The sequence below is a fragment of the Nonomuraea basaltis genome (assembly GCF_005893125.1).
In the GTDB taxonomy this organism is placed as follows: Bacteria; Actinomycetota; Actinomycetes; order Streptosporangiales; family Streptosporangiaceae; genus Nonomuraea; species Nonomuraea basaltis.
Window position 1 is genome coordinate 1 of the sequence record NZ_VCJS01000268.1, and the last position, 15,799, is coordinate 15,799.

At 69.5% G+C, this 15,799-nt stretch carries 17 protein-coding genes and 1 pseudogene; 10 read left to right on the top strand and 8 right to left on the bottom strand.

The window, feature by feature from the left end; all coding sequences use genetic code 11:
* Positions 1-440 (top strand): annotated as a pseudogene (locus tag EJK15_RS59590) (hypothetical protein); the annotation flags it as partial.
* Between the two features lie 98 nt (positions 441-538).
* On the opposite strand, the gene disA reads toward EJK15_RS59590, so the two are convergent.
* The 5 genes from disA to EJK15_RS59615 all read right to left on the bottom strand — a co-directional run bounded on the left by disA (position 539) and on the right by EJK15_RS59615 (position 4,612).
* The gene (gene disA / locus EJK15_RS59595; protein ID WP_138719253.1) at positions 539-1,615 is read right to left on the bottom strand and encodes a DNA integrity scanning diadenylate cyclase DisA; all 1,077 of its coding nucleotides are present in this window, start codon (positions 1,613-1,615) and stop codon (positions 539-541) included.
* Between the two features lie 41 nt (positions 1,616-1,656).
* Complete coding sequence (gene radA / locus EJK15_RS59600; RefSeq protein ID WP_138719254.1) at positions 1,657-3,063, bottom strand: DNA repair protein RadA; 1,407 nt, start codon at positions 3,061-3,063, stop codon at positions 1,657-1,659.
* A 121-nt stretch (positions 3,064-3,184) separates the two neighbouring features.
* The gene (gene trxA, locus EJK15_RS59605; RefSeq protein WP_138719255.1) at positions 3,185-3,490 is read right to left on the bottom strand and encodes a thioredoxin; all 306 of its coding nucleotides are present in this window, start codon (positions 3,488-3,490) and stop codon (positions 3,185-3,187) included.
* A gap of 2 nt (positions 3,491-3,492) precedes the next feature.
* Positions 3,493-3,861, bottom strand: coding sequence for a MerR family transcriptional regulator (locus EJK15_RS59610; RefSeq protein WP_138719256.1), 369 nt, complete (start codon positions 3,859-3,861; stop codon positions 3,493-3,495).
* A gap of 52 nt (positions 3,862-3,913) precedes the next feature.
* Positions 3,914-4,612: a class I SAM-dependent methyltransferase gene (locus EJK15_RS59615; RefSeq protein WP_138719257.1), complete on the bottom strand. Its 699-nt coding sequence runs from the start codon at positions 4,610-4,612 to the stop codon at positions 3,914-3,916.
* A gap of 192 nt (positions 4,613-4,804) precedes the next feature.
* Between EJK15_RS59615 and EJK15_RS59620 the strand changes: the two genes are divergently transcribed.
* The 7 genes from EJK15_RS59620 (at position 4,805) to EJK15_RS59650 (ending at position 11,536) form a co-directional block, all read left to right on the top strand.
* On the top strand, positions 4,805-5,614 hold the full coding sequence (locus EJK15_RS59620; protein WP_138719258.1) for a sugar phosphate isomerase/epimerase family protein: 810 nt from the start codon (positions 4,805-4,807) through the stop codon (positions 5,612-5,614).
* Entirely contained in the window at positions 5,611-6,381 is a 771-nt protein-coding gene (locus EJK15_RS59625) for a class I SAM-dependent methyltransferase (RefSeq protein WP_138719259.1), read from the top strand. The genes EJK15_RS59620 and EJK15_RS59625 overlap by 4 nt, the downstream gene beginning before the upstream one ends.
* Positions 6,382-6,385: 4 nt before the next feature.
* Positions 6,386-6,970 (top strand): TetR/AcrR family transcriptional regulator, encoded by a 585-nt coding sequence (locus EJK15_RS59630; protein ID WP_138719260.1) that lies wholly within the window; start codon positions 6,386-6,388, stop codon positions 6,968-6,970.
* Between the two features lie 139 nt (positions 6,971-7,109).
* Positions 7,110-9,215 (top strand): (Fe-S)-binding protein, encoded by a 2,106-nt coding sequence (locus tag EJK15_RS59635; RefSeq protein WP_138719261.1) that lies wholly within the window; start codon positions 7,110-7,112, stop codon positions 9,213-9,215.
* A 148-nt stretch (positions 9,216-9,363) separates the two neighbouring features.
* Positions 9,364-10,161 carry a hypothetical protein gene (locus EJK15_RS59640; protein WP_138719268.1) on the top strand — a complete coding sequence of 266 codons (798 nt, stop codon included), beginning with the start codon at positions 9,364-9,366 and terminating at the stop codon, positions 10,159-10,161.
* The gene (locus tag EJK15_RS59645) at positions 10,158-11,225 is read left to right on the top strand and encodes a glycosyltransferase (RefSeq protein WP_138719262.1); all 1,068 of its coding nucleotides are present in this window, start codon (positions 10,158-10,160) and stop codon (positions 11,223-11,225) included. The genes EJK15_RS59640 and EJK15_RS59645 overlap by 4 nt, the downstream gene beginning before the upstream one ends.
* A gap of 29 nt (positions 11,226-11,254) precedes the next feature.
* Entirely contained in the window at positions 11,255-11,536 is a 282-nt protein-coding gene (locus EJK15_RS59650) for a metal-sensitive transcriptional regulator (RefSeq protein ID WP_138719263.1), read from the top strand.
* A gap of 109 nt (positions 11,537-11,645) precedes the next feature.
* Here EJK15_RS59650 and EJK15_RS72000 read toward each other — a convergent pair whose 3' ends face one another.
* Together EJK15_RS72000 and EJK15_RS59655 are read right to left on the bottom strand one after the other, a co-directional pair.
* Positions 11,646-11,807, bottom strand: a complete 162-nt coding sequence (locus tag EJK15_RS72000; RefSeq protein ID WP_171075218.1) for a hypothetical protein — start codon at positions 11,805-11,807, stop codon at positions 11,646-11,648.
* Between the two features lie 214 nt (positions 11,808-12,021).
* Positions 12,022-13,365, bottom strand: a complete 1,344-nt coding sequence (locus EJK15_RS59655; protein ID WP_138719264.1) for a hypothetical protein — start codon at positions 13,363-13,365, stop codon at positions 12,022-12,024.
* Positions 13,366-13,514: 149 nt separating this feature from the next.
* Between EJK15_RS59655 and EJK15_RS59660 the strand changes: the two genes are divergently transcribed.
* Positions 13,515-14,321, top strand: a complete 807-nt coding sequence (locus EJK15_RS59660; RefSeq protein ID WP_138719265.1) for a DUF1349 domain-containing protein — start codon at positions 13,515-13,517, stop codon at positions 14,319-14,321.
* Here EJK15_RS59660 and EJK15_RS59665 read toward each other — a convergent pair.
* Positions 14,293-14,814: a gamma carbonic anhydrase family protein gene (locus EJK15_RS59665; RefSeq protein ID WP_138719266.1), complete on the bottom strand. Its 522-nt coding sequence runs from the start codon at positions 14,812-14,814 to the stop codon at positions 14,293-14,295. The genes EJK15_RS59660 and EJK15_RS59665 overlap by 29 nt on opposite strands.
* Before the next feature lie 150 nt (positions 14,815-14,964).
* Here EJK15_RS59665 and EJK15_RS59670 point away from each other — a divergent pair.
* Positions 14,965-15,799 (top strand): hypothetical protein (locus EJK15_RS59670; RefSeq protein WP_138719267.1); only part of this gene is annotated, 835 nt, incomplete at its 3' end.

A 15,799-nucleotide genomic window follows, 5' to 3' on the forward strand; every position in this document is an offset into this window, starting at 1 on the left:
CCCCCAGCCCCACCACGCCGACCCCCACCGGCCGGGCCAAGCGGCCCGGCGAGCCGTGCGCCGAGGAGGACCTCGTCCTCAGCCTCCAGGGCGGCAAGGACCAGGTCTACGCCGGGGACGTCCAGCCCAGCTTCATCGTCATGCTGGTGAACGCCGGGCCCGTGATGTGTGTGGCCGACGTGGGGCCGCGCGCCATGGAGATCCGCATCACGTCGGGCGCGGACCGCATCTGGTCCTCGGCTGACTGCGTCAGTGGCGTGGGGACGGACATGAAGCAGCTCCAGCGGGGGGTTCCGTACGTCCGGACGCTGACCTGGGACCGGACCCGCTCCAGCAACGAATGCCGCCAGGCCCCACCGGCCGCTCTGCCGGGCACTTATGTGGCCACCGTTCGCCTGGGCGAGCTACGCGGCGGCAAGAACGTCTTCCACCTCCGCTAGCCGTCTTGGGGAGACTTCAAGGAGTCGCTGATCCCCTGAGCGCCGCCGGGCGCGTGCCTCTTGGCCTACCCATCTGATCGCACCGTCGCGGGGGGCCGTTAGACGTAGCGCTCCAGGATGGAGGATTCGGCGAGGCGGGAGAGGCCCTCGCGGACGCTGCGCGCTCGGGATTCTCCGACGCCTCCGACAGCCTGCAGATCGTCGATGCTGGCGGCCAGCAGCTTCTGGAGGCCGCCGAAATGGTTGACCAGGCGGTCCACCACCGTGGCCGGCAGGCGGGGGACCTTGGCGAGGAGGCGGAAGCCGCGAGGGCTGACCGGGCTGTCGAGCGTGTCGACGCCGCTGTGGCCCAGGACCTGGGCGACGGCCGAGAGATCGAGGAGATCGTTGCCGGACATCTTGTCGAGGTCGTGCAGGGCCTCCACCAGGCGTTTCTGGCGGCGGGGGGCGGGGGCGGGGAGGTAGTCGCGGATGATCAGCTCGCGCTCCGAGTCGACGCCGGCGACCAGCTCGTCGAGCTGCAGGGACAGGAGGCGGCCGTCTGTGCCGAGCTCCACCACGTAGCCCTTGATCTCGTCGGAGATGCGGCGGACCATTTCGAGGCGCTGAACGACGGCGACCACGTCGCGCACGGTGACCAGGTCCTCGATCTCCAGGGCCGACAGGGTGCCGGAGACCTCGTCCAGGCGGTGCTTGTAGCGCTCTAGGGTGGCCAGGGCCTGGTTGGCCTTGGACAGGATGGCCGCGGACTCCTCCATGACGTAGCGGATGCCGTCGAGGTAGAGCGCGATGATCCGCATCGACTTGCTGATCGCGATGATGGGCAGGCCCGTCTGCCTGGCGACGCGCTGGGCGGTGCGGTGACGGGTGCCGGACTCGTCGGTGGGGATGGACGGGTCGGGCACGAGGTGCACGGCGGCGCGTACGATCTTGTGGTCGTCGCTCAGCACGATCGCGCCGTCCATCTTGGCCAGCTCGCGCAGCCTGGTGGCGGAGAAGTCGACGTCGAGCTCGAAACCGCCGCTGCAGACCTCTTCGACGACCCTGTTGCAGCCGAGCACGATCAGCCCGCCGGTCTGCCCGCGCAGGATCCGCTCGAGGCCGTCGCGCAGAGGTGTGCCCGGGGCTACGGCCGCCAGGGCCTCGCGACGGCGATCGTCCAGACTCCTATCCACCTGACCCCCGTGTCGATCGGTCACCGCTCAGCTTAGCCGTGCTATGTGACGTGTGTGAGGGCGTCCCAGACGTTCTCCGCCTGGACCACCTCGAACCCGGGCGCGAATGCCACCGGCCCGACCGGCACCAAAGCGCGCTGACCGTTGCGCCTGCGACCGCCTTCTTCCAGGGATCCGGCAGGGACGAGTGCCCGCTTGAAGCCCAGCCTGGCGGCCTCCGTGAGCCTTCTGCGCACATCCCTGACCGGCCGCAATTCGCCGGCCAGGCCCACCTCGCCGAGCGCCACCAGCCCGGCGGGCAGCGGCTTGTCGCCGGCGGCGCTGGCCACTGCCAGCATGACCGACAGATCCACGGCCGGGTCGGCCAGCTTGATGCCGCCCACGGTCGCGGTGAACACGTCGCAGCCGCCGAGGCGCGCGTTGAGCCGACGCTCGAGGACCGCGAGGATCATCTGCACGCGGTAGGTGTCGAGCCCGGACGAGGTGCGCCTGGGCTGCTGCGCCTCGGTACGGGCGACCAGCGCCTGCACCTCGGCGGGCAGCGGGCGGGTGCCCTCGACCGTGACCGTGACGCAGGTGCCGGCCACCGGCTCGCTGCGCCGGGAGACGAACAGGCCGCTCGGGTCGGTGATGCCCTCGATGCCGCGCTCGTGCAGGTCGAAGCAGCCGATCTCGTCGGTGGGGCCGTAGCGGTTTTTGATCGCGCGGACCATGCGGAGCCTGGAGTGGTGGTCGCCTTCGAAGCTGAGCACGACGTCGACCAGGTGCTCGAGCGTGCGGGGGCCGGCGATCGAGCCCTCCTTGGTGACGTGGCCGACGAGCACGGTGGACATGTTGCGCTCCTTGGCCAGGCGCACGAGGTTGGCCGCAACCTCGCGCACCTGCGTCACCCCGCCGGGCACGCCGGTGGCCTGGACGGAGCCGATCGTCTGCACCGAGTCCACCACGAGCATCGTGGGCTGGACCTTCTCCACATGGGTGACCAGAGCGGACAGCTCGGTCTCCGCGGCCAGGTAGAGATTGGGCTGGATGGCGCCGATGCGGTCGCCGCGCAGCCGCACCTGGGCGGCCGACTCCTCGCCCGTCACGTAGAGGACCGTCTCGCGCTCGGCGATGCGGGCCGCGGCCTCCAGCAGCAGCGTGGACTTACCGATGCCGGGCTCGCCCGCCAGCAGCACGACCGCGCCGGGCACCAGGCCGCCGCCCAGCACCCGGTCGAGCTCGCTCACGCCCGTCGTGCGGGCGGTCGCCATCTCGGCCTTGACCTGGCCGATCGGCAGGGCGGGCGCGGTGGTGGCGCCTGCCTGGACGACGTTGACGCCGGCCCGCGCGCCCTCCTCGTCGACAGTGCCCCACGCCTGGCACTCGCCGCACCTGCCCACCCATTTGGTGGTGCGCCAACCGCATTCGGCACAGCGGTATCCGGGCTTCGGGGCTGTCTTGGCCATGCGGAGCAGGCTAGCGGCACCGACCGACAATCTTCGAGTTAGTCCGGCGGCGTCTCTCCGTCCACGAACGCGCTCCGCCGTACGGGGCAGGGCTTTTCCAGTCGTTTCCGGGCCGGAGCGACTACGTCAGGCCCAGGTCGGACTCCAGCAGGCGCTTGGGCTTGGCACCGACGACTCGCTTGACCGGCTCGCCGTTCTCGAACAGCAGCAGCGTGGGGATGCCCATCACGCCGTACTTGGCCATGATCGCCGGGTTCTCGTCCGTGTTGAGCTTGCCGATCGTCAGGCCGTGCTCCGCCTCGATCTGCTCGAGCACGGGCGCCACCATCCGGCAGGGGCCGCACCACTCGGCCCAGAAGTCCACCAGCACCGGCTTCTCGCTCTTGAGCACCTGCTCCTCGAAGTTCTCCGTGGTCAGCTTGATCATTTTTATCCCCTTACGAAACAACCTGGGCACGACTGGGCGAGCTGGGCGGCGACCTCGGCGCGGCGGGCGAGCAGGACGCGGATCTCGTCGTCGATCTGGTTGAGCTTGCGCTCGTAGACCTCGACCGACTCGGCGCACGAGCCGCCCGTGCTGTGCCCCCTGCGCAGACAGTCCACGAACGGCCGGGTGTCCTCCAGCGTGAACCCCACCGCCAGCAGCGCCCGGATCTCGGAGACCAGCTTGACGTCCTCCTCGGTGTACTGCCGGTAGCCGTTGGATCCACGCCGGGCGCGCAGCAACCCGTGCTGTTCGTAGTAGCGGAGCGAGCGGGTGCTCACTCCGGTGCGTTCCGCCAGCTCACCGATGCGCATGCCACCACCGTAAACGTTGACACCGACGTCAATGTCAAGCCGCCACGGCCACTCAGTAGTAGCGCCAGCGCAGCACGTTCGGATACGGCAGCTCCAGGCCGGGCGTCTCGGCGATGGCCTGCTCGGCCACGTCGGGCGCGAACTCGATGCGCAGCACCGCCTCCAGGTCCGCCCGGCGCTCGAAGGCCATCCGCAGGTCGAGCGGCTGCCGCTGCCACCCCTGACGGTCCCAGAAAGCCTCGACGTCGCGGGCGGAGTAGGAGGGCACGGTACGCGAGAACCACCGCCCGAACGATCCCCGCGCGGCGTCCAGGTCGATGACGAAGGCCGCGCCGCCGCGGCGTACCACCCTGGACAGCTCGCGCAGCCCCGGCTCGCAGCCGGGGCCGAAGAAGTACGCCCAGCGCGCGATCGCCACGTCCACGCTCGCGTCCGGCAGTGGCAGGTCCTGGGCTGAGGCGGCGTGCACGGTCACGTTGGCCAGCCCGGCGCAGCGGCGGCGGGCCCGCACGGCGAGGTCGCCGTGCGGCTCCACGCCGATCGCCCGAGACGCCTCCGAGGCCAGGACCGGCAGGTGGTAGCCGGTGCCGCAGCCGATGTCGAGCACGGTGGCGCCGTCCCAGGGGCGCAGGGCGCGCATCGCCGCGTCGGCCGCTCCCTCGGGATCGACGGCGCGGTTCTCCAGCTCGTAGACCTGGGGCGCGTTCCAGATGTTCGGGCTCGGGATCGCACCCTTCGCTATCCGTGGCATGCCCCAACGGTAGGCGCTCCGCTGCCTGTGGTGAGCCGCTGAACGCGGCCCACCATAGGTGCTCCGCAACCTGTCGTGAGCCGCTGAACGCGGCCCACGATAGGCGCTCCGCTGCCTGTGGTGAGCCGCTGAACGCGGCCCACCATGGGGGCTCTGCGCGCCAGAACGGCTCCACCGGCTTAGGCTGGCAGCGTGGCTGATGTCATCCGCGTGCCCAATGCGAAGATCGCATTGTCCACTGCTTCGGTATATCCGGAACGCACTCCCGACGCGTTCGAACTGGCCGCCCGCCTGGGCTACGACGGCGTCGAGATCATGGTCGGCGCCGACCCGGTGAGCCAGGACATCGACGTGATCGAGCGGCTCTCCGATCACTACGAGATCCCGGTCCTGGCCATCCACGCGCCCTGCCTGCTGGTGACGCAGCGCGTCTGGGGCCGCGACCCCTGGGCCAAGCTGGTCAAGGCGCAGAAGGCGGCCGAGCGCCTGCGGGCCTCGACGGTCGTGGTCCACCCGCCGTTCCGCTGGCAACGCGACTACGCGCGCGACTTCGAGGCGGGGCTGGCCAGGATGCGCGACGAGACGGACGTCTCGTTCGCGGTCGAGAACATGTTCCCGCTCCGCGCCAGGGGCAACGACGTGGTGCCCTACTCGCCCGACTGGAACCCGATCGACCACGACTTCCCGCAGGTCACCCTGGACCTGTCGCACACGGCCGTGTCGGGCTCCGACGCCATGGAGATGGCCGTCAAGCTCGGTGACCGGCTCGCCCACCTGCATCTGGCGGACGGCATCGGCGTGACGAACAAGGACGAGCACCTGGTCCCCGGCAGGGGCAACCAGCCGTGCGCCCAGATGCTGGAGCGGCTGGCCGGCACCGGCTACTCCGGCCTGGTCGTCCTCGAGGTCAACACCCGTAAGGCGGCCAGCCGTACCGAGCGGATCGACGATCTGGCGGAGGGGCTGGCCTTCGCCAGGCTGCACCTGGCGGCGTCCACATGAACTCAGGACCTACGAAGGATCTGGCCAGGGTGTTCGACCGCGTGGCGGACGCCTACGACGCGGGCCGGCCCAGCTATCCGGACGAGATGTACCGCGCCGTCATCGAGCTGTCCGGCGTCGACCTCGACGGCGCCACGACGGTGGACATCGGGGCGGGCACGGGCATCCTGACGCGGGCGCTCAGGGCGCGCGGCTCGCACGTCATCGCGGTCGACCCGGGCGCGGGGATGCTGACCCGCCTCATGTCCCGGTCGGGGAGCGGTACGCCCGCCGTCGCGGCCGTGCAGGGGGACGGCAACGCGTTGCCGCTCGGCGACGGGGTGGCCGATCTGGTGACGTACGCCCAGTCGTGGCACTGGCTGGATCCGGTGGTGTCGATCTCCGAGGCCAGGCGGGTGCTGCGGCGGCGGGGCGCGATCGTGGGCTGCTGGAACCTCAACCACGCCGCGCAGGCCGACTGGCTGGCCGCCTACGAGGCCCGGCTGGCCGCCGAGGTCCCCGCCTACTGGGGGCCGGCGGTCGAGCAGTGGTCGGTGCCGCCCATCGCCTCGGCCTTCGAGGTGATCGAGGAGCGCTGGATCCCGTGGACGAGGCTGATCGGGATCGAGGACTTCCTGCTGGACCTGCGTTCACACTCGTACATGGCGGCGTTGTCGCCGGAGGCGGCCGACGCGCTGGTGGAGCGACGGCGGGCGGAGCTGCGCGAGGAGTTCCCGGAGGGCGTGCTGTCCGTGCCGATGCGGGTCTACCTGGCGGTGGGGCGGTGACGCCGTGAGCACGGTGAAGCGGGGTCCCGGGCGCAGGCCGGGTTCGGCCGACACGCGCGGGGAGATTCTCGCGGCGGCCAGGAGGGTGTTCTCCGAGAAGGGGTTCGACAAGGCGACCGTGCGCGGCATCGCCAGGGAGGCCAAGGTCGATCCGGCACTCGTGCACCACTACTTCGCGACCAAGGAGGGCATGTTCGCGGCGGCCATGCAGCTGCCGATCACCCCCGGCGATGTGATCCCGCTGCTGCTCGACGGCCCCCGCGAAGAAATCGGGGAGCGGCTCGTCCGCATGATCTTGACCGTCACCGCGTCGCCGGAGACGCGCGAGCCGATGATCGCGCTGATCCGCTCCGCCTTGACCAATGAGCAGGCGGCCGCGATGTTCCGTGAGTTCATCAGCAACGCGCTGCTCTTCCAGGTGGCCGACCGGCTCGGGGTGCCGCATCTGCGGATCGAGGCCGCGTTCGGCCAGATGTACGGCGTGATCATGGGCCGTTACGTGATCAAGCTGGAGCCGCTCGCGAGCGCCGGCACCGAGGAACTGGTGGAGTTGCTCGCGCCCACTATCCAGAGGTACTTCACGGGCTAGAGCATTGTTCTGAACAGGCCGATGACCATAGGGTATGTCGCGTACCTCGGAAATGTTACCCGCAGGTAGGATTCGAGGTAGTGGTCTGTGAAGCGGCTGACCGTACGCTGACAGCCAACGTCGTCTGTGGGAGGATCCCGTGCTCTGGGTAGCCATCATCGGGCTCGTCATGACCGTCCTGGCGGTGGCCGTCGCCGGCCGCAGGGCGCTGTTCCTGTACAAGCTCGCCACTGTGGGCCCGCCTGCGCCCGAGCGGATCGAATACGCCAAGACGCATGCGGGCGACGAGCTCAAGGCGCAGCTCGTCGAGGTGTTCGGGCAGAAGAAGCTGCTCAAGTGGACGCCGTCGGGCGTCGCGCACTTCTTCGTCATGTGGGCGTTCTTCATCCTGCTGACCGTCTACATCGAGGCGTACGGCGCGATCATCCAGGGCGCGATCACCGGCCGGCCGAACTTCCACATCCCGCTCATCGGGACCTGGGGCGTGCTCGGCTTCCTGCAGGACTTCATCGCGGTCGCGTGTCTGCTCGGCCTGGTCGCCTTCGCGGTCATCCGCATCAAGAACTCGCCCAAGACGCTCGGCCGCACCTCACGCTTCTCCGGCTCTCACCTCGGCGGCGCGTGGCTCGTCCTGTTCATGATCTTCAACATCATCTGGACGCTCTTCCTCGCCCGCGGCGCGGCCGCCGCCAACGGCAACCTTTCCTACACCTCGGGCGCGTTCGTCTCTCTCGCGCTCGGCGACGTGCTGCCCGGGAGCGCGCTGCTGGAGGACATCGCGCTGCTCCTGCACATCGGCTTCATGCTGGTGTTCCTGGTCATCGTGGTGAACTCCAAGCACCTGCACATCTTCACCGCCCCGCTCAACGTGCTCTTCTCGCGCCGCCCCGACGGCATGGGCGCCGCGGTGGAGATGCGCGTGGACGGCAAGAAGGTCGACTTCGAGGACGAGGACCTCGATCCGGAGCGGCTCGGGCGCGGCAAGATCGGCGACACCACGTGGAAGGGGTTCCTGGACTTCTACTCCTGTACGGAGTGCGGCCGCTGCCAGTCGCAGTGCCCGGCGTGGAACACCGACAAGCCGCTGTCGCCGAAGATGCTCATCCTCGACCAGCGTGACCACGCCTTCAAGGTGGCCCCCTACCTGATGGCGGCCGCGGGCGGCGTCGAGCACAAGGACACCGACGTGCTGGCGCTGCTGGAGAAGCCGCTGGTGGGCGAGGACGGCGTGATCCACCCGGACGTGCTGTGGTCGTGCACCAACTGCGGCGCCTGCGTCGAGCAGTGCCCGGTAGACATCGAGCACATCGACCACATTCTCGACATGCGCCGCTACCAGGTGATGGTGGAGTCGTCGTTCCCGTCCGAGGCGGGCGTGATGGTCAAGAACCTGGAGAACAAGGGCAACCCGTGGGGCATGTCCGAGATGAAGCGCGCCGACTGGGTCGCCGAGCTCGACTTCGAAGTCGACGTCGTCGACGAGAAGATGCCCGAGGACGCCGAATACCTGTTCTGGGTGGGCTGCGCGGGCGCGCTCGAAGACCGGGCCAAGAAGACCACCAAGGCCGTGGCGGAGCTGCTGCACATCGCGGGCGTGAAGTTCGCGGTGCTCGGCCCGATGGAGGCGTGCACCGGTGACCCGGCCCGCCGCCTGGGCATGGAGTACCTGTTCAACATGCTCGCCCAGCAGAACATCGAGACCCTCAACGAGGCGGGCGTCAAGAAGATCGTCGCCACCTGCCCGCACTGCTTCAACACGCTGGCCAACGAATATCCGCAGCTCGGCGGCGCGTACGAGGTCGTGCACCACACGCAGCTGCTGTCGAAGCTCGTCGACGAGGGCCTGCTCACCCCGATCACGCCGATCGAGGAGAAGATCACCTACCACGACCCGTGCTTCCTCGGACGCCACAACAAGGTTTACTCCCAGCCCCGCGACATCATGTCGAAGGTGCCCGGCGTCACGACCCAGGAGATGCACCGCCACAAGGACCGCGGCTTCTGCTGCGGCGCCGGCGGCGCGCGCATGTGGATGGAGGAGCGCATCGGCAAGCGCATCAACACCGAGCGCGTGGACGAGGCGCTGACCACGAACCCCGACACCGTCTCCACGGCCTGCCCGTTCTGCATGGTGATGCTGGGTGACGCGATCAACGAGAAGAAGAACACCGGCGAGGCCAAGGAGTCGCTCGAAGTCGTCGACGTGGCCCAGCTCTTGATCAAATCCGTCAAAGGCGCTTCCTGACCGCTGAAAGTCGGACTCCTCCACAGGTCATGTGGAGGAGTTGCGCACGTCAACGGGCGTGGTTGCACGAAATCTGCCATCCACATAACGGGAAAATCACGGTAACCTCAACGTCGCATGGCTCTATTCGAGGGGGAGGGGGCTCGTGATGGGCGTCGTCGTCACCGACGCCGAGGTCACCCTGGCGGACGTGCTCTCCCTGAGACTCGCCATCGACGAACCACTACAAGCCGGCACCGAACTCGTACTCAGGCATCGGACCACGGGGGTCGAACGCGACGTGCGGCTCGGGACGCCAGGCGCGCGGGCGCGTGAGGCCACGCTGGCGGTCTCGCTGGCGCCGCTGGACCTCACGGCCGGGCGCTGGGACGCGTACCTGCGGGGGGCGGACGGCAAGCGCAGCAGGCTGCGCAGCGTCGATCCGGGCTTCTCGCTCGACCACCTGGACGCGTACGCCCTGTGCAAGCGGACCCTCGCCTACCGCTCCTACCGCACCCGCAACGGCTTCCTGGCGCTGAAGATCTCCGAGGCGGACCCGGTGGCCGAGGTGCGCGCGATCTGGTTCAGGGAGGGCCGCTTCGAGGTCATGGGCCTGCTGGCCTACACCGGGCTCGAGGACGACGACGACCGCCACGAGGCCACGCTGACCCTGGACCGCAGGCAGACGAGCGCGCGGGTGACGGCCACGGCCTACGTCCAGGGCGTACGCTTCCACGCGGCCGTGTCGCTCGTGGACGTGGTCGCCGCCGATCCCGAGGAGTCCGGCACCTGGGAACCCGCGCTGCAGGTCGAGGGCGTGCCCACGGCGCTGAGGCTGGGGGCGCGGCTCGACGACGTGGACGGCAAGCGGCGCCGGCTGCACTATCCCTCGGCCGAGGTGGACGGCGTGCCCATCAGGCCCTGCTACACCGCCGACGACGAGCTGCGCATCGAGGTGGGCGGATGAAGGTCAGCCTGGTCCTGCCCTCCGCCTACGGCATGCGGGGCGACGTGCGCGCCACGCTCAACCTCGCCTCCGCGCTGGCGAAGCGGCACGAGGTCGAGGTGATCAGCGTCCGGCGCCAGAAGGAGAAGCCGTTCTTCTCCGTCGGCCCCAACGTGACCATGCGCAGCGTGGTCGACGCCAGGCCCGGGGTCAAGCACCTGCTCCCACGCGGTCAGGTGCGCACCGAGGTGGCGCTGTGGCGGGTGCTGCGCGGCCTCAAGACCGACGTTCTGATCACGACCAGGCCGGGGCTCGGCGTCCAGGCCGCCAGGCATGCTCCCCGCGAGCTGCTGAAGATCGCCAGGGAGTGGGGGCGGCCGGTCGTGCCCGGGCCCGTGAAGCGCTTCTACCCGCGCCTGAGCGCCGTCGTGACGGCCACGGAGCCGGCGCAGGAGGAGTGGACCAGGCTCCTGGACGGCGGGCCCGTCGTGCACTCCGTGCTGGACGCGCTGCCGGCCGGTCCCTGGCCTCGCTCGCGGATGGACAACAGGATCGTGGCCGCCGGCGGGCGGTGGGTGCCGGCCAAGGCGTACGACCGGCTGATCAGGGCGTTCGCCATCGTGGCCGACAAGCGGCCGGACTGGCGGCTGAGGCTCTACGGCGGCGGCCCGGAGGAGCGGCGGCTGCGCTCGCTGGTGCGCGAGCTCAACCTGCACAACCACGTCTATTTCATGGGCACCACGCCGGACCTGGCCGGCGAGTTCGCCAAGGCGTCGATCGTGGCCAACACCTCGCGCGGCGAGGACCAGGCCATGACGGTGCTGGAGGCCATGGGGTGCGGAGTGCCGGTGGTGGCCTTCGAGGGGGCCAGGGGGCCGACGGAGTTCGTGGCCACGGGCTACAACGGGGTGCTGGTGCCGGCGGCCGAGAGCGAGCCGCAGCTGTTCGCCGCAGCGCTGCTGGCGCTGATCGACGACGAGCGCAGGCGGCGCTCCCTGGCGGCGGGGGCGCTGGACACCGCGCTGCGTCACTCGGCCGACGAGGTGGCCGAGCAGTGGGAGAAGCTGATCACGGATCTTCGCTGAGCAATACCTGTTACGGGTACCGTAGAAGCATGCATGGGTATAGCGGAGACAAGCAGTCCTATCTGACGCGGCTCAGGCGAATCGAGGGTCAGATCCGCGGTCTGCAGCGGATGGTCGATGACGACGCCTACTGCATCGACGTGCTCACCCAGGTCTCCGCGGCCACGCGGGCGCTGCAGGCGGTGGCGCTCGGGCTGTTGGAGGAGCACATCTCGCACTGCGTGGCCGACGCGATCAACACCGGCGGTCCGGAGGCGGAGGCGAAGGTAAAGGAAGCCTCGGCCGCGATCGCGCGTCTCGTCCGGTCTTAATATGAGCCCTCCTCAATATGTGAGCCCTCCTCTATTTGGCGGAGGCAAGTGACTAGTTATGCGAAACCCCGGGAACTAGGTCCCCGGGGCTAGTAATCGTGATGGTCCTTCAGCGGCTCGCCGAAGTCCGCAATCCGAGCGCGTCGTCGAGTTCGTCCAAGGTCAGCCGCCGCTCGCTGACAGCCACGGCCGTGAGCACCTCGGCGTAGAGCGCAATCTCGTCCAACGCGACACGGTCGTGGACCCGAGAGTCCAGGTCGTTGTGCCCCACCGCGTCGTCCTTCCTCTTCCGCAGCCCACACCCTCTACGAGGTTACGGCGCTGCCCGCCTTCGGCGACATGGCCCATCGGAGTCATTCCTTTCCGTGTCGCCGGGCCCACTGGGATCATTTCCCGAATCCGAGATCACAATTCAGCGAAATTGCGATCACTAGAGTGTTAGAACGATATAGGTGTGGTTAGGGTGAAATAGCGGTATTAGCGGTTTAGAGGTGGCCGCTGTCGTGTTCGTGGTGATCATCGCGTTCATGGATGAGCCTGCTCACCAGTTCCGACTGCCGGGCCAGCCCGCGCTCCGGCACCTTGGCTCCCGTCAGCCTGCCCCACGCCAGCCCGGTGGCGTACGCGGCCCCGAGCACCGCCGCCGCGCTCGCCCGGCCGGGCGGTGTCACCTCCAGCACCGGCGCCGGCGCGGTCGACACCCCGCCCGGCCGAGCCCGTACGGGAAAGCCGTCCGGCTCGGTCGACTCCCTCGCGGAGGTCCCCGTGAGCCCGGCCCGCGCCAAGCCCTCGTACGCCATCCTGAGCCGGTGATCCAGCCGGGCGGGCAGCAGGCCTCTGGAATCCGACAGATCGGCCAGGAACGTGGCCGCGGCCCTGGCCGGATCCGGCATGAACGCCAGCGCCTCGGCCAGGTCGTAGACCGAGTGGGAGAAGTGCGCCTCCGGACCGGTCTCCACGAGCAGCGCCCGGCCCAGCCGCGCGGGGCACCGGCCCAGCCACGCCCGGCGCACCGCCTCGTCGTCCGGGCAGGCGTCGTCGAGCCCAGGCTGCCGCAGCACGGGCTCCACCATGGTGAGCAGCGCGAGCGCCCGCGGCCTGAAGCGGGTGTCGGACATCAGGATCTGCGCCGTGTCCGCCATCACGGCGGCCAGCCTGATCGCGGCACGCGAGCGGCCGGCCCGCGCCCGCTCGGTCACGAGCGTGACGAGATCGGCCAGCGACGGCGCGGGCAGCCAGCGCACCCACTCGTCGCCGGGCAGGGGACGGCGCAGGTATTCGCCGAACACGGTGATCAGCCGCTCGTTGCCGTCGAAGGCCGGCGCGTACGCGCACCACATGATCGTGCCCCAGATGGCCGCCACCGTGCTCGGCACGTCGGAGGCGAAGATCTCGTCGAAGGCCGTCAGCGGGTAGTCCAGTTCCGATTTGCGGCCGCTGGCCCGCAACAGCACCCTGAGCCGCTCGGTCAGGTCCGCCGACACGTCCGGGCCGATGAACGCCTGGGTGGAGCCCGGCTCCGCGTGGAAGTCCGGGCCGTACGGGATCACGGAGTCCGGCAGGGCCGCCGCGGGATGCCCCACCTGGCGCGCCCGCGCGGTCCTCGGCGGCGGCGCCAGGTGCCAGCGGCCGTCCGCGGGGTCGTGGAGATGCCAGCGCGCGTGCCTGCCGAAGAGCCACCGGTCGCCATCTGGGGTCACAAGAATTCTGGCGGCCAGGACATGGGCGCGATCGGGCAGGGAAAGCCCTTGCCAACGCGGGTCCGCGACCATCGCGCGGACCTCGGCCTCGGCGGCGGTGAACGCATCCCAGGGTGGCACGGCCGTCATGGTACTGGGAGTGGTCGGATCAACCATCGGCATTTCACGGCAGAATGTGCGCTATGAGGGCGAAGGTAGCAGTGTCGTTAGCGGTCGTGAGCGTGCTCGCCGGGTGCGGTACGACTACGTCGGCACAGCCTACGCCCAGCGGGCCCGGCGTGGTCACCCTTGACAAGGCCACGCCGCCGGCGCCCGGCGGGGAGGTCGGCCAGGCCTCGACGGAGTTCGGCGGCGCGAACGACCTGTCGATGTGGACCAAGCTGAGCAAGACCGAGAAGGACGTCGACCGGATCGTCAAGCTCGACGTCAACAAGACCGTGAAGGGCTCGATGTACCTGGAGCCGAACACCTCGGCGTGGTTCGACGGCTTCCGCGGTCCCTTCGTGTACCAGGATCTCGCCGGCGACATCGTCATGCACGCCCGGGTCAAGGTCGAGGGCAAGAACGGCGGCCAGCCCAAGCGGAAGTTCTCGCTCGGCGGCCTGATGGCCCGCCAGCCCGGCTCGTACGCCAACCCCAACTGGGTGTCGGTCACCACCGGCACCGGCGAGAAAAGCGGCCAGGTCGAGGTGAAGTACACCAAGGACGGCAGCTCCAAGCCGAAGGAACTGGCCGTCAAGAGCGGCTGGGTGGAGCTCGTCCTGGCCAGGGTCGGCCGCGTCTTCGTCGCGCTGTACAAGGAGGACGGTGGCAAGTGGAAGGTGGGTCATCGCTGGCCCTCGACCCTTCCCGACGTGCTGCAGTGGGGCATCACCGCCTACACCGACTGGGACAGCTACAGCACGCTCAAGAAGGACGCGGCCAAGGCCAACGCCAAGCAGGTCAAGGGACAGCCCGACCTCAAGCTGACCGTCGACTTCGTCCGCTTCCTGCGGCCGGAGCTGCCGGAATACGCCGACCCGCTCAACGACGCCTCGGTGTCGGACGCGGTCCTGATCAAAGCGATGACGCCTGCCGGTGCCTGAGCGCCTTGGCCATGTAGTTGTCCGGCGTACGGGCGAAGGACGCCCGGTCGTCGTCGGTGAGCTCGCGCACGATCTTCCCGGGCACGCCGGCGACCAGCACGCCGGACGGGATCTTCTTGCCCGGGCCGACGAGCGCCCCGGCGGCCACCAGCGTGCCCGCGCCGACCCGGGCGCCGCCGAGCACGATCGCGCCGATGCCGATCAGCGCGCCGGACTCCACGTGGGCGCCGTGGACCATGGCCTTGTGGCCCAGGCTGACCCGGTCCTCCAGGATCGCGGGCTCACCGGGGTCGGCGTGCAGGCAGCACAGATCTTGAACGTTGCACTGCTCGCCGATCTCGATCCGCTCGTCGTCCCCGCGGAGAACGGAGCCGTACCAGATGCTGGACGCCTGGCCGATCCGGACCCTTCCGACCACGGTCGCACCGGGCGCGACGTACGCTTTGGGGTGTATGTCCGGGACTGCTCCATTGTCCAACGCTGCTATGTACATTCGTCACATCGTAATTCCCGGCTCGGGTATGGCGTTCCGGTTGCGGACGTGGGCAGATGGCAGGAAAGTCGTTTCCTGACGTCTCGTCGTCAGACCCTCACAACCCGCAGTTTTCCCCCGCCTCACGCAAACCACCCTTAGGTAACCCCCATGATGAACCAGCACGAGAGCATCCCCGATCTGATGCAAGAGGACACCTTCGAAGTCGTGATGCGCGGCTACAACCGCCGCCAGGTCCACGACTTCATGATGCGCACCCGTAACCAGATACGGGATCTGGAGGAGCGGCTGGCACGGGCGATCGACCAGGCCGAACAAGGCCGCATCGAGCTGGCGGAGGCCAGGCGGCGCATGGTCGAGGCGCCGCAGAGCTACGACGACCTCAGTCCCAGGCTCGCCCAGATTCTCAAGCTCGGCGAGGAGGAGGCGGCGTCGAAGAGGGCGGACGCCGAGTCCGAGGCCGCCGGCGTGCGCGACGCGGCCAAGTCGGAGGCCGACCGGCTGCTGACGTCGTCCCGCGAGACCGCCGACAAGATCCTCACCTCCGCGCAGGCCGAGGCGGAGCGCCGGGTGAACGAGGCGACGCAGGCGGCGGAGCGGATGCTCGCGCAGGCGGGCGCGGACGCCGAGGAGCAGCTCAACGCCGCCCGCACCGAGGCGGAGGAGGCCCTGCGCCACTCGCACGCCGAGGCGGAGCGGGTGCTGTCCGCGGCGCAGGCCGAGTCGGACCAGCTCCTGCAGTCCGCCAACGCGCAGGCCGAGCAGCTGCTCACGGGAGCGCGCGCCGAGGCGGAGTCGATGCTGGCGGACGCGCGGCAGCGGACCGCCACGCTGGACGAGCAGGCGGGGCGCCGGGTCGAATACCTGACCAACACGCACACCGAGGTCGTGCGGCGGCTGACGGAGATCAGCTCGGTGCTCGGCGACCTCATGCACACCGAGTCGGCCGCCGGGCCGCTGATGCCCGAGCCCGCCGCCCCCGCCC

Bases quoted from the DNA above. Each gene is read 5' to 3' on its own strand.
- EJK15_RS59640 (WP_138719268.1), top strand. From the start codon at position 9,364: ATGGGCGTCGTCGTCACCGACGCCGAGGTCACCCTGGCGGACGTGCTC.
- EJK15_RS59650 (WP_138719263.1), top strand. From the start codon at position 11,255: ATGCATGGGTATAGCGGAGACAAGCAGTCCTATCTGACGCGGCTCAGG.
- EJK15_RS59625 (WP_138719259.1), top strand. From the start codon at position 5,611: ATGAACTCAGGACCTACGAAGGATCTGGCCAGGGTGTTCGACCGCGTG.
- EJK15_RS59615 (WP_138719257.1), bottom strand. From the start codon at position 4,612: ATGCCACGGATAGCGAAGGGTGCGATCCCGAGCCCGAACATCTGGAAC.
- EJK15_RS59655 (WP_138719264.1), bottom strand. From the start codon at position 13,365: ATGACGGCCGTGCCACCCTGGGATGCGTTCACCGCCGCCGAGGCCGAG.
- EJK15_RS59645 (WP_138719262.1), top strand. From the start codon at position 10,158: ATGAAGGTCAGCCTGGTCCTGCCCTCCGCCTACGGCATGCGGGGCGAC.
- trxA (WP_138719255.1), bottom strand. From the start codon at position 3,490: ATGATCAAGCTGACCACGGAGAACTTCGAGGAGCAGGTGCTCAAGAGC.
- radA (WP_138719254.1), bottom strand. From the start codon at position 3,063: ATGGCCAAGACAGCCCCGAAGCCCGGATACCGCTGTGCCGAATGCGGT.
- EJK15_RS59665 (WP_138719266.1), bottom strand. From the start codon at position 14,814: ATGTACATAGCAGCGTTGGACAATGGAGCAGTCCCGGACATACACCCC.
- EJK15_RS59610 (WP_138719256.1), bottom strand. From the start codon at position 3,861: ATGCGCATCGGTGAGCTGGCGGAACGCACCGGAGTGAGCACCCGCTCG.